This window comes from Bradyrhizobium sp. 2S1, from assembly GCF_011516625.5.
Lineage (GTDB): Bacteria > Pseudomonadota > Alphaproteobacteria > Rhizobiales > Xanthobacteraceae > Bradyrhizobium > Bradyrhizobium septentrionale.
On sequence record NZ_CP147717.1, the window covers coordinates 3154383 to 3167207 of the forward strand.

Sequence of the window (12825 nt, forward strand, 5' to 3'; positions counted from 1 at the left end):
CGCGTTCGCGCGTTACTTCTGCTCAAGCCGCCACGAGCCGTCCCAATTCTCGCCGGGCGGGCGCAGGATGAATTTATCGAGGCGATTGATGAAGGTTATCGACGGGCCATCATTGGGGACGATAGCGAGCGCCGCCGCAAACGCGCGACGCGATTCGTCCCATTCTCGACGCCGGTAGCGGGACAATCCTTCCGAGAAACGATCACGCAGCTTAAGCTGCGCCGGCGAAAGCTCGCCCTTGCCCGCCATGATCTCGAATACTGCTTGGGGTTGATTTTGTCCCAGCACGGCAACTCGGTCGATCTCGCGCGCGTCCACCGCGTCGGAGGCGCCGGCCATCGTTGCCTCCGACACCAGAATGCGGCCGCCATATTCCTTGTTGGCGCCCTCCAGACGGGAGGCGAGATTAACGGTGTCGCCCATCACGGTGTAATTCTTCATCCATTCGGAGCCGATGCTGCCCACGAGCACGTCGCCGGTCGCAATGCCTATGCGCAGATCGAATGCGGTGGGAAGAGTGCGAACTCCCAGAAGTTCGGGAAGCTCAGTCCTCAACTGTGGAACTAACTCGAGCATCTTCAGGGCAGCCAGGCTGGCGAGCCGCGCTTGCGCGGCGTCGTCCGTAAACGGCGGGCCCCAATACGCCATGATCGCATCGCCGATATATTTGTCGATGATTCCCTCATGATCGCGGATCGGAGCAGACATCGTCGAAAAGTAACGATTCATAACCTTCACCAGACCCTGCGGTGTCATTCCCTCGCTTGTGCTGGTAAATCCCCTCACGTCGCAGAACAGCACGGTCATGACGCGCCGCTGCCCCTCCACCGCCAGCATGGGCCGGTCAATGAGTCCTTCGACGATGCGCGGATCGATGTACTTTCCAAAGGTCTCGCGGATTCGCTCCTTGAGGCGCAATTGCTCTATCATCTGATTGAAAGCCGTCGTCAAATGCCCAATTTCGTCTTTCGACGTAATGGGCACCTGTTCATCCAGGTTGCCCGCTTCCACCGCCTTTGCGCCTTCGAGTAGCCGCCTGACCGGGCGCGTGACCCCAGCGCTGACCAAGAGCGAAAACACCAGTCCGAGAACCGCGGCAAGCAGCGTCAGGAATGCGGCAATCAACGTCACACGACGTTGCCTTTGCGCGGTCAGATCCGCATCCGCGCGCAGGAGCACCAGCATGTCTGCCCGGATCCCGTCGAGCTTGCTGTTGAGCTCATCGCGAAGCGCATCCACACGGCTCAGGCTCTCGTCAATCGTCGAGGCGTCGCCCGCTTCCAGCAGATTCAGCAGACGGCTGATTTCATCGTTCAGATGTCGCCGGGAGTCGTCAACGGCCGCATCGAGACGCACCTGAAGCCGAACCAGCAAACGTGTATCGCCGGAGGCGGCGTTCTTTTCTATCAGGCCGCCGATAAGCTTGCGCGCCGCCTCTATTTCGTTGTCGAATTCACCACCCTTGGCATCGAATCTGGCGCGGAGTGCGGTGACGTCATTCGATGACGACAGGAGTTTTTCGATGATGAGCCGCCGCAGCTCGAGCGCGCGCTCCACTGAACGAATATTGGCTCGCGCAAGATTGCCGTAAGCAGGAATGTAGCTCTGGGTAAGTTCATCTAGCTGGCCGCCCACCTGTATGACCGACGCCATCGATAGAAGGGCGGTAACCGCCATCAGCGCGATCAATACGACCGCGATGCCCATGATCTTCCGCCGAATGGATAGGCTGATCATGTTTTGACCTCTTCGTGCTGCGAGCGGAGGCTCGACGCGTTTTTCAGGCGATGGTAACGAGCTGGGTCGTCGCATTCTGTCAGCAATATCAACGAAGCGACATTGACCTCGAGGGCAAGCCCTTCACGGCACTCTGCTCCCCCGCGAAAATGGAAGTCGACCGATAGGTACTATGCAGATTGTGCCCCGCTATTGGCCCACGGTCCAATAGCGGGGCAGGATCCTTCCACGTAGCGTATTTCCGCTCAGAGTGCGCGTCGCGTGCATCGGCGGGGAGGTAACGGATTGATGACAGCGCACCCTGCGACCAAGCTTGCGTCCGCTGTCACCATTTGTGACGGTCCTTTAGACATCGATAAAATGATCTGGATACCCGGCGGCACCTTTCGCATGGGATCGGACAGGCATTATCCCGAAGAAGCTCCGGCGCACCGCGTCACCGTGGACGGTTTCTGGATGGACCGCTATCCGGTGACAAACCGGCAATTCAAGGAGTTCGTGAAGGCTACCGACCACGTTACACTCGCCGAAATCGCGCCCGACCCGAAGGACTATCCCGGAATACTCCCGCACATGGTCTATGCCGGTTCGCTGATGTTCTCGCGGCCCAACCATCCGGTCAGCCTGCACGACTTCAGCCAGTGGTGGACGTTCGCCAAGGGCGCTGACTGGCGACACCCCTACGGCCCGGGCAGCAACATTCGTGGATTGGACGACCATCCTGTCGTGCATGTCGCGTTCAACGACGCCCTCGCCTACGCGAAATGGATCGGCAAGGATTTGCCGACCGAAGCGGAATGGGAATTTGCAGCACGTGGCGGGCTCGAGGACGCGGAATTTGCGTGGGGCGATGAATTCACGCCGGCCGGCCGTCACATGGCAAACACCTGGCAGGGAGAATTCCCTCGCCAGAATGCGAATGCCGATGGCTTCGAGCGCACCTCGCCGGTCAGTGCATTCCCTCCGAACGGCTACGGGTTGCACGACATGATCGGCAACGTCTGGGAGTGGACGGCCGACTGGTATTCACCGAAGCATCAGGCGGATGCGCCGAAGGCCTGCTGCATTCCGCAGAACCCGCGTGGCGGCCGCGAGACCGACAGTTACGACCCCAGAACGACCAATGTGAAAATTCCACGAAAGGTCATCAAAGGCGGCTCGCATTTGTGCGCGCCGAACTATTGCCGGCGATACCGGCCGGCAGCGCGCCACGCGGAGCCGGTCGATACTTCCACCAGTCACCTCGGCTTTCGATGCATCAGGCGAGGAGCGACTGAAGCATCATAAAAAAGGGAGAGCGAAGCCATGTTAAGTACCGTATTCGCTGCCAAGCGGCCATTTATTGCGACGCCGCCACGCAAGACGCGTTGTTTGCTCAAGCAGTCCTGTGCCACGCTGCTCGGCGCGACGATGTTGATGTCGCTGTCCGGGCCGGCCACCACACCGGCTGTGGCCCAAGCGCCGGCGAAGCCGAACATCCTCTTCATCATGGGCGACGATATTGGCCTGTTCCAGCCGAGCATCTACCACCGCGGATTTATGGTCGGGGAGACGCCCAATATCGATCGCATCGGCAACGAAGGCGCGACCTTTATGACTTATTACGCCGAGCAAAGCTGCACGGCTGGGCGTACGGCCTTCATCACCGGCATGCAGCCGGTTCGCGTTGGAATGGTCTTGCCGGAAATTCCCGGCAGCCCGTCCTATCTGCGGCCTGGGACGCCGACGCTCGCCAAGTTCCTGCTCGATCTCGGCTACAACACCGGCGAGTTCGGCAAGAACCACTTGGGCGACCACGCCGACTCTCTGCCCACCGCGCACGGCTTCCAGGAATTCTGGGGCTATCTGTATCACCTCGACGCCATGCAAGGTGTGAGTTTCCCCGACATCAACAAGACGCCGACCCAGCAGGGCCTCGCGCCGCCATGCAAGAACACCCCGGTCCCCGGCCTGCCCGAGGTTCTTGGCTCCGTGGATCCCAAGACCACGGTCTGCCTGACACCGCCGCGTCCTGTGCTCGCGTGCACGTCATCCGACGGCACTGGCGCTAAACAAACGTGCAAGGACGAAGGTCCGCTGACCCTCGATCGTTCGAAGACGGTGGACGAAGAAATCTCAGCAAAGGTCGTCGACTTCCTCGACCGCAACGATCCGAAGAAGACCAACAAGCCGTTCTTCGCCTGGTACAACCCGGCGCGCATGCACATCACGACCGTGCTGTCGGACAAGTACCAGGCCATGGTGGGCCAGCCAGGCGGCAAGGACTGGGGAGTCAACGAAGCCGGCATGAAGCAGATGGATGACAACATCGGCGTGGTGCTGAAGAAGCTCGAAGACATGGGCCAGGCCAACAACACGATCGTCGTGTTCACCACCGACAACGGCGCCGAGACAATCACCTTCCCGGACGGCGGCACAACTCCGTTCAAGGGTGGCAAGCTGAGCACCTGGGAAGGCGGCATGCGCGCTCCGGCCGTCATCCGCTGGCCCGGCGTCATCAAGCCAGGCACCATCAAGAACGAAATGTTTGCCTCCCTCGACTGGCTACCGACGTTCGTGGAGATCGCCGGCGGGCCAAAGGGCGACGGACTGAAGCAACGGCTCGAGGCCGGTGAGTATCCCGGGCTCGTCAAGACGACGCTCGATGGCGTGAACCAGATCGACTATCTTACCGGCAAATCCGAGAAGTCGGCACGCGACCATTTCCTCTATTACTCCGGCAAGGAGCCGTCGGCAGTCCGCTACCAGAACTGGAAGATGTACTTTGCAATGGTGTCAGACGCGCCCTCGGGCTTCATTTCCGGTGTGCTGCCCTACCACTGGACACAGGTCGTCAACATCAAACGCGATCCCTTCGAGACCTCCGTTGGTTCACAGCAGAAGACGCTGTTCGGTATGGGCGGGGCGATTGCTTCTCCGTCTACCGCCTATGTCTATGACTGGAACATGCTGCCTATCGGCCAGCAGTTGTGGCTGATGCACCTCGAGACCTACATCAAATTCCCGCCGCTGCAGGATCCGGCCAGCTACAACCTGGAACAGGTGATGCAGCAGGTTCGGGAAATGAAGACGGCCGGTCGCAGCGACTAACTGCGCGCGACAGGCCGCAGTGCAGAACAAGAGAAGAAGCGGCCGGCCCGAAAAGGGCCGGCCGCTTGTGCTTGGATGACCCGCGTTGCCCAATGTGGGTCCGACGTGCCGCCTTGGCAATTCGGTGGAAGCGACCTCAGTGGCAATCAGGAGCGTCACGTAGGCGCCGATTTGGTCGCGCAGAGGCCGGCCTCACGCTCGCATCGCCTTCAGCAATCCGTCCACGCCCAGGATCGTCATCACGCGCTTCATGTTGTAGGCGAGCACGTTGAGCGCCATCTCGGTGGCCACCTTTGGCAGCTTTTTCGTGAGAAAGTGCGTTGCTCCCATCCAACACTTCATCGTGCCGAACGGATGCTCCACTGTCTGACGGCGGACACCCTGCGCATGGCCCCACAAGCCGGGACCGATGCCGCTACAGAGGCAATTCGACCGAAGGACGGAATACCTCCTGAGATCTGGCGAGCAATCGAAAGTCCGGTGTCGGGAGTGAAGCGGACGTTACGGTTGCGCGTTCCGACTTCCGAGTTTGACCCAATTCGGACATCGGCCCTGATTCAACCGCGCGGCAATCTTGATCTATATCAAGGCCACCACCGTCGGCGTTGGCTTGCTGCTCCAAGCGTTATCCCTTTTTGATGCGCTTCTATCGTTATCACCGAAATGGGAGCTGAGACATGTCAATGGAGCCTCGCGACATCAACCTCCGGCGCTACTGGGTCGGGGAAATTGATCGTCGATCCATGATCCCTTTGCTCGGCGCCGGAGCCGCGTTCCTGATGCTGGGGGGACGAGCTTGGGCGCAGCAGGTCCCGATCCCCACAACCGCCGCCCAGGTTCCCGGCCCGCCGAGCGGCACCGCCATGACCACGGCCTACGTGCAGTCGGTTGGACGTGCGGCCTATCTGTGGGGCTGGACGCTGGTCAACATGGCCAACCGCCACGCGGATTTTTCGAAGGCGCCCGAACCCGGCCTGACCGGCGGGGTGGTGCCGGTCGCGCACAACGCGGTCGCGATGCTGACCGGTTATATCAGCCCGGACCAGCGCATCATCGCCTGCGCGAACCAGGATGTCGCGTACGGGGCCGGCTTCCTCGACAACCTGGATAGCGAGCCCATCGTTTTCCAGGTGCCAGACTTCGGCGACCGCTTTTGGGTCTATGCGCTTTATGATGCGCGTACAGACCAACTCTCGAACATCGGCAAGCAATACGGCACGAAGCCTGGCATCTACATGGTGGTCGGCCCGAACTGGAAGGGTGAGACGCCGAAGGGAATTACGGCGGTGTTGCGATCTTCCACGACGGTGGTCTTCGTCATCCCACGCGTATTCATGGACGACACGCCGGAGGATCACGCCGCCATCCAACCGCTGATCAGTCAGATCGTCTTCTACCCGCTCTCGCGCTTCGACGGGCAAACGAAGACTGTGGATTGGAGCAAGCTCCCCCACTTCCCCGCGCCAAAGTCCAGTGGCGCAGGCGAGGTTCAGTGGGTGAAACCGGACACGTTTTTCGACGAGTTGCCGGCGGTGATGAAAAGCGTGCCCCCGTTACCGGGCGAGGAAGCTCTCTATGCGTCGATCGGCAGTGTGCTCGATGCGGCGGCCAAGGACGCGGCGATCAAGAAGACGCTGACCGAAACCGCCGTCGCCGCCGACCGAGAGATGATCACACCGTTCTTGCAGTGGCGCTATAACGGGCGCTCCGCCGGCAATGGCTGGAATTCGCCGGTCAATAATGCGGAGTGGGGAACGGACTATCTCAATCGCACCGCCACGGCGAAATCGAACATGTTCGACAACCTGGCGACGGAAACCAAGTACATCTACACAGACGATGACAGTTCGGGAAAACAGCTCAACGGCCAGAACACCTACGCGGTCACCTTTGCGAAGGTCCCGCCGGTCAAGGGGTTCTGGTCGCTCACGTTGTACAACGATGTCCATTTCTTCAATCCGAACCCGCTGAAACGCTACTCGCTCGGCACCAAGAACAAGACCCTCAAATACAACGCGGACGGATCGCTGACGCTCTATGCCGGCGCCAAGTCTCCCGGCACGGACAAGGAGAGCAACTGGCTGCCGGCGCCTGAAGGAACGTTCTCGCTCTACATCCGCGCCTACTGGCCCGACAAGGCCATCATCGACGCCACATGGCAGCCGCCGACCATCAAGATGATAAACTGATCCAGTGCAGGGAGACATGACAATGACAAGCCATCGCATCCGCCACCTCGCCGCCGCACTGGCTGGCATTTTGACGATGAGCGGCCTTGCTACGCAGGCTTTCGCTCAGGAGACCTCCTTCGATAAGTTGGCCACCCTCCCATTCGCGGAAGGCCGGCCCACGAAGGAAACCGCGCAGACACTGCGCGACGAACTGCTCTTCCAGCGGGCAACGCAGACCTATCTCTGGGCGTTGCCGTTGATCAACACGCTCGGCATGCAGGTCGGGTAGGAAAAGCACTTCGGCGCCGGGTACAACGTCCTGCCGATCTGGAAGCAGCGACTCGACGCCAAGACGCTGGTGACGACTCCCAACTCCGACCTCCTCTACGCGATGAGCTATGTTGACCTGGGCAAAGATGGGCCGCTGGTGATGGATGCCCCACCCATGCTGCAAGGCATCCTGCTAGCCCGTCCTATTCGTGAGAGTGCGTTTTTTTGGTCCGATTGATGTGGCCGCACATCTGCTCTGACGAGGCGCGCGGGATTGCCTTCGGCTTTTCACCGCCTGACGACCGGTACTTTGCAACGCGCTTGAGGTGTAGGTTGGGCGAACGGGGGGCGGACGCCCCGCCGGTCAAGGACCGAGCGGCAGCAGCGCGCCTGGCAAGCCGCGGATCAGGTCGGCTTCGGGACATGCCGCGGCAAACGCAAGGCGAATGCGGCTCGTGGTCTCGACGACACGGGCAGCGAGTTTCAAGAGACGAAGACGCAGCGTCGCGAACTCGGCTGTGGCCAATTCCCGGGCTTTGGGAATCGCGTCGCGCACGGTCAGCATCAGCCAATAAGCGGCGGTGTGGAGAACGAGGCGGACTTGATTGGCGAGCGCCGAACGGCAGCTGGTGCGATCGGAGGCGAGCTGTGTCTTATGCAGCTTGATCAGATTCTTGGCTTGGCCGCGCGCGCAATACAGGCTGTCGTAGATCCACTCGGCCGAACCGACATCGAGGCTGGTGACGACGAAACGGATGTCGAGGCCGAGCATCGTCGCCTCAATACGGGCGACGGTACGCCGTTCGCGATCCCAGGACTTTGCCTTGTGGCGCGTCTCGGTATAGCCGCGCAGAACCGGCAGGTTCTCGATGGCGCGTCGCGTGCGGATGTCGTCGGCGGCCTCGTCGACTTTTCTGGCGAGCGGCTTGGTGCCGGACAGACCGAAGATGTAGTCGATGCCGTTGGTCTCGCACCACGCCATTGCCTCCGGCCGGGCATAGTGCCCGTCGCCACGGAACGTAATTCGCGTGTTGTGCCACCGCGTCCGGATATGCCGTATCAGGCGGCGCAGGTGGGCACGCACCTCGACGCCGCCCGGCGTCTTGCCGGGCCGCAGCACGACCGCCACGGGCCGGCTCTTCTCCGTGTCGTAGACGTGGATCGGCAGGAAGCAGCGTTCGTCATAATGAGCGTTGAACAGCGAGAGCTGCTGATGGCCGTGGACGACATCGCAGGTATCATCGATGTCGAGCGTGACGGATGCCGGCTCGCGCGGGTAGCTATCCATCCATGCGTCGACCAAAGTGTAGGTCAGTCGGATCACGTCGCGCAGGCGCGGAGCATTCTCCAGCCGCGACAGCGTCGGTTGGGAACACAGATCGCGACCCGTGTCCGGCAGCCGTCCGCAGGCCAGCTTGAATGCGGGATCGGACCGCAGATGATCGAGGTCGTCGGCGTCCTCGTAGCCGCAACAGATCGCGAACATGCGCGCGCGGAACATATCGACAAGGCTGTGCACGACCCGCGTCGGATCGCGCCGATCCGGGAACACCCGGGCCAAATTGTCGGCCAAGCCGAGACGCCGCTCGGCCATCGCCAGAAGCATCACGCCCCCGTTCGAGGTCAGCCGACCGCCATCGAAGGCAGCTGTGACTTTCTTGGCGTGAACGGCTGGAAACGAGAAGGGCAGAATCGTATCGTCGGTCATGGCGGGCGTGGCGTTCGCGGTTGAGGTGATGGGGTTGGCTTCGCAACCGAATCCTACGCCGCATCAGCGCTTTACACCACGCTCGCCAGCCTCTCAGGCGCACTCTGACGAATAAGACGGGCTAGATTACTGGCAGCGCCCGATCCCGGTCGATGGTGGCAAGTTCTTTGGTGACGTCGGGCTCTTCGGGCCGGATGCCGGTAAGGGCGGCAAGTTCTTGATCCTCCCACCCGGTTACAAAGGCGAGGTGCCGCAAGGCCACTTCGTTTACCGTTCCGGGACCAACAACGTCTTCATCTTCCTGCGCGGGTTCTACGAGGACCCGAAGAATCTGACGCCGGCCGACGCGCACCTTGAAAAGACGAGAATCTATCCACTGAACGGCGAAACCGGCGCCAAGGCGATGAAGTTCCCCGACGCCTCCGGCATCCCGGTCAACATGCTGCCGATGAGCGATGGCAGCGCCTTCGAGCAGCTCAAGCGGCTTGTGGACAGCGAGGGCAACAATCTCGCCGGTCCGGATTGGCTCGGCATGCTGGCGGCGATCGGCATCGTCAAGGGTCAGCCGTTCACTCCGGATGCGCACAGCCGCGAGATCCTCGAGCGGGCCGCGAAGACCGGTTACAAGATGAGTCGCGTCATCGGCTTCGAAGAAAAGGTCAGTGGCAACTCCTATCGCATGTATTCAGACCGCCGCTGGGTGAATCCATTCCCAGACGGGACGCCCGCCAATCCAACAGGAACTTTGAACTTGGCTTGGGAGAATGTCGCTGGAACGTATCCGTATCTGGACCTCGACGCCCGGATTTGGATGTTCACCAACTATTACTCGATCAGCCCCGGGATGGTGTCCAAAAGTCCGGGCGCGGCCGCCATGTATGTTATCGCTTTCACTGACAGCGAGGGCACGCCCCTGGTGGGCGGCAGCAGCTATCGCCTGAATCTGCCGGCCAACATCCCGGCCCGCCTGTTCTGGTCGGTGACGCTCTACGAGGCGGAGAACGCTTCGGGTCTCGCCAACGGCCAGCCGTTCCCGTCGCTCGGTTCAAAGGACAAGCCGGCGCAGAACGCCGACGGCAGCACGGAAATCTTCCTTGGACCCCAGGCACCCGAGGGCAAACGGGGCAACTGGCGCGCCACCGTGCCGGGCAGAGGATACTTCGCCATCATCCGGCTCTACGGCCCGACCGAAGCCGCCATCGACAAGAGCTGGAAGCCTGGCGACGTTGAGAAGTTGAAATGACGTCAGGCTGCGGAATGCCGGGCGGTGAAAATAGTGCGGATAACTCAATTGGCAGGCAGCGAAGGCCATCCTGGCGAAGGTGATGGCGTGTGCGGTCGGCCGTATCGAAAATCGGTGTGGCCAACGTTGATCCAGCCCAGCTTAAACAAGCCACACCACATGGTAAATTGAGTAGTGTCCTTGTGGTGGGACTGTGAAAGTGATGAATGCAGCATCACAGTCCCGTCTGAGCACCATAAAAGTGACGCCTACGCAACACGGTCCCGCCTGAGGGCCAGTCATGGCCCTGACATGGGACTGTTAGTGTCTGACATGGGACTGTGAAATGAATTATTGGGTGTCCATCTCATGAAATCCTTGCTCGCTGTCATAAGCGTGGCTTGAGTGTCGTCCGGAAACTCTGTCAGTAGCCATTCAGTTGAAACGCGGCCCTTCATGCTGAAACCGCTTCTCTTGCTTACCCTAATAAAGCCATGGGCAACCAGGCCCTGAAGGCAGCGCTGGGCCGTACTACGTCCGACGTTAAGCGCCTTGGCGGCTTCTCTAACGCTGTAGGGGATCTTACCATTGTTAGAGTTCGGGCCCCTGTAACGCCTCGCCAGCTCAACGTAGAGCGCTCTGCAATTGCCGTCGAGCGCCTGCCACGCTGCCGAACCGAGCATATGTTCCGTAAGACTGACAAAGCGCCCGCGTGCTCGCCAGTCTTTTCGGGTGCGCTGATGGTAACCACGCCGGTTTGTCATTCTGCCACCTCGGTACCCGAATCGATCGCGTCATCGCGCCTCGCCGAGTCCGTTTATGGCGGCATATAAATTCGCGAGGTTTGCTGGCAGGTTGTAGCGGCGCTGAACATATCGCCCGCCCGGGGTTAGGACGACGGCGTCACGATTGGCTGCATATTGGCCGAGAGGAGTCAGATCGAAATCAGACTGACTTTGTGCCCGATTGCGCGCTATCCGATTGCGCAGTATCTTCTGCATTGTTGTGTCTCTGCTTTGCGGTTGAGGGACGACATTTCGCCGGCGTGAGCTTCCTCTCACGTCGGCATTTTCATTTTGGCCCTCTGACGGAATCGGCGATGAGGCTGTAAATCGAACCGAATCGTCATGCCGAGCCTGTGCAGCCGCCATTTTACCGAAGGGCTCTCCTGGCCCAGCCGATACATCGATTTTGATGGGCGCGCTCGGCATAGGCCCTGCAGTGGCCTTTCGCCGGACAAACTTCTCACCCATCACGTCATACTGTGCGGCTTGGCCGATGATTGCCCAACCGGTAATCACTGTTGGCGCGTGTGCGTACGACTGGGAGCGCTTTCCCGCCCAACCCCGCGGTGATTTTATGTGCGAGGAATGCGACAAGCTTGCCATGCAAATCGCGCAGTTCCGGCGGCACGTATTGCGTGATCTTGACCCGCTTACTATCGAGCGCCTTACGGCTTCGATTGGGGAGATGGAGGCGCGAAGAGCCGGACTTCATCCAACCCCGGTAAGCAAGCAGCTGGAAAGGGGCCCCAGCGGCTAACCTGCTACCAACACAACTGCCCGATCCGAAAACCCTTCGCGCGTTAAGCCGCGATCTGGCATAAAATGCACTAGCGTTCCGCCAACCTTTCCGGGAACACTAGGCATAGGAAACTGGAAATTGCATCCGTGTCTTATTGGGAATGGGCCAAGCTGATCGCGACCGCTATCCTGATCTCATTCGCACTGACGGCCGCCGCCTTCGCAGTTTGGTTCGTCGCAAAGTAAGGCCGCTGGGTGCGAGTGGCTAACACCGCCGCAAGGATAGCTGCATCAAATGTTGGTCGAGCATGCATAGATGCCGGCTATGTCGCGAGACTCATATCCGGGAGATGAAGATGTTCACTCCCGCTCGGCGACCAACTCAAATTTCGGCCGCAACTCTATGCAGATCCGCTCGAGCCGAGAGTGCAACTCGTAGAGATCCTCCGGCGCAGCTACCACGGTTGTGCGAAACCCGAGCCGCCGGTCTTCGCTGATCTGAAAGAAGATGGTCAATCCAAATCGTTCTTGGATCAATTGATGAAGCTGATCTTTGGTAATTTTTTGCTTTGGTGATGCCATTGAAAAATAACCCGGCTCTGAGTTTTTCTTTCTGCTTTTTCCGTGGCGCTGCTGCAAGCGCCTTATCGCTGCCCCCGTAGTTCTCCGGTCCCCGGCGATGCACAGGGTGATGGAGACGACGGCTCGATAGACGGCCCAGTTCCAGATTTAACCTGGAATGCGAACATCAAGCTTAACGGCCGAATTAAGATGCGACGCGCGCGCGCCGGTCTAAGCTTTGAGAAGCCATTTCGCCCGACGAAAAGCAGGAATTCCGCGTGACAGGACCAGCCTATTCTGCCTTCGTCGTTGAAGACGAGACGATGATCAGGATGATGCTTGTAGAAATGCTGGAGGAGCTTGGTCACACCGTCGCGGCCGAGGCTGGTCTCCTCGAACAGGCAATTGAACTAGCCCGTCCTATTCGTGAGAGTGCGTTTTTTTAGTCCGATTGATGTGGCCGCACATCTGCTCTGACGAGGCGCGCGGGATTGCCTTCGGCTTTTCACCGCCTGACGACCCGTACTTTGCAACGCGCTTGAG

At 60.1% G+C, this 12825-nt stretch carries 8 protein-coding genes and 3 pseudogenes; 6 read left to right on the forward strand and 5 right to left on the reverse strand.

Features of this window, described 5'->3' with window-relative positions:
* Positions 1-12 precede the first annotated feature (12 nt).
* Positions 13-1737: an adenylate/guanylate cyclase domain-containing protein gene (locus tag HAP54_RS14880; RefSeq protein ID WP_166301124.1), complete on the reverse strand. Its 1725-nt coding sequence runs from the start codon at positions 1735-1737 to the stop codon at positions 13-15.
* A gap of 360 nt (positions 1738-2097) precedes the next feature.
* Between HAP54_RS14880 and HAP54_RS14885 the strand changes: the two genes are divergently transcribed.
* Together HAP54_RS14885 and HAP54_RS14890 are read left to right on the forward strand one after the other, a co-directional pair.
* A complete protein-coding gene (locus HAP54_RS14885) occupies positions 2098-3024 on the forward strand; it encodes a formylglycine-generating enzyme family protein (protein WP_165128415.1) in 927 nt (308 codons plus the stop codon).
* Between the two features lie 129 nt (positions 3025-3153).
* A complete protein-coding gene (locus tag HAP54_RS14890; RefSeq protein WP_029084452.1) occupies positions 3154-4827 on the forward strand; it encodes an arylsulfatase in 1674 nt (557 codons plus the stop codon).
* A 192-nt stretch (positions 4828-5019) separates the two neighbouring features.
* Here HAP54_RS14890 and HAP54_RS14895 read toward each other — a convergent pair.
* Positions 5020-5205, reverse strand: a pseudogene (locus HAP54_RS14895) (transposase); the annotation flags it as partial.
* A 299-nt stretch (positions 5206-5504) separates the two neighbouring features.
* Between HAP54_RS14895 and HAP54_RS14900 the strand changes: the two are divergent.
* Positions 5505-7016, forward strand: coding sequence for a DUF1254 domain-containing protein (locus HAP54_RS14900; RefSeq protein ID WP_175619429.1), 1512 nt, complete (start codon positions 5505-5507; stop codon positions 7014-7016).
* A gap of 16 nt (positions 7017-7032) precedes the next feature.
* Positions 7033-7488, forward strand: a pseudogene (locus HAP54_RS14905) (DUF1254 domain-containing protein); the annotation flags it as partial.
* A 144-nt stretch (positions 7489-7632) separates the two neighbouring features.
* On the opposite strand, the gene HAP54_RS14910 reads toward HAP54_RS14905, so the two are convergent.
* Complete coding sequence (locus HAP54_RS14910; RefSeq protein ID WP_166301127.1) at positions 7633-8976, reverse strand: IS1380-like element ISBdi2 family transposase; 1344 nt, start codon at positions 8974-8976, stop codon at positions 7633-7635.
* A gap of 121 nt (positions 8977-9097) precedes the next feature.
* On the opposite strand from HAP54_RS14910, the pseudogene HAP54_RS14915 reads away from it, so the two are divergent.
* A pseudogene (locus HAP54_RS14915) lies at positions 9098-10219 on the forward strand (DUF1214 domain-containing protein); the annotation flags it as partial.
* 278 nt (positions 10220-10497) lie between these two features.
* Here HAP54_RS14915 and HAP54_RS52490 read toward each other — a convergent pair.
* Both HAP54_RS52490 and HAP54_RS14920 read right to left on the reverse strand, forming a co-directional pair.
* Positions 10498-10962 carry a helix-turn-helix domain-containing protein gene (locus HAP54_RS52490; RefSeq protein WP_166301129.1) on the reverse strand — a complete coding sequence of 155 codons (465 nt, stop codon included), beginning with the start codon at positions 10960-10962 and terminating at the stop codon, positions 10498-10500.
* Positions 10963-12081: 1119 nt separating this feature from the next.
* On the reverse strand, positions 12082-12360 hold the full coding sequence (locus HAP54_RS14920) for a hypothetical protein (RefSeq protein WP_166301132.1): 279 nt from the start codon (positions 12358-12360) through the stop codon (positions 12082-12084).
* Positions 12361-12560: 200 nt separating this feature from the next.
* Here HAP54_RS14920 and HAP54_RS14925 point away from each other — a divergent pair, with 200 nt between their 5' ends.
* Positions 12561-12728: a hypothetical protein gene (locus tag HAP54_RS14925; RefSeq protein WP_175619430.1), complete on the forward strand. Its 168-nt coding sequence runs from the start codon at positions 12561-12563 to the stop codon at positions 12726-12728.
* The last annotated feature ends 97 nt before the right edge of the window (positions 12729-12825 follow it).

Bases quoted from the DNA above. Each gene is read 5' to 3' on its own strand.
- HAP54_RS14880 (WP_166301124.1), bottom strand. From the start codon at position 1,737: ATGATCAGCCTATCCATTCGGCGGAAGATCATGGGCATCGCGGTCGTA.
- HAP54_RS14885 (WP_165128415.1), top strand. From the start codon at position 2,098: ATGATCTGGATACCCGGCGGCACCTTTCGCATGGGATCGGACAGGCAT.
- HAP54_RS14890 (WP_029084452.1), top strand. From the start codon at position 3,154: ATGTCGCTGTCCGGGCCGGCCACCACACCGGCTGTGGCCCAAGCGCCG.
- HAP54_RS14900 (WP_175619429.1), top strand. From the start codon at position 5,505: ATGTCAATGGAGCCTCGCGACATCAACCTCCGGCGCTACTGGGTCGGG.
- HAP54_RS14910 (WP_166301127.1), bottom strand. From the start codon at position 8,976: ATGACCGACGATACGATTCTGCCCTTCTCGTTTCCAGCCGTTCACGCC.
- HAP54_RS52490 (WP_166301129.1), bottom strand. From the start codon at position 10,962: ATGACAAACCGGCGTGGTTACCATCAGCGCACCCGAAAAGACTGGCGA.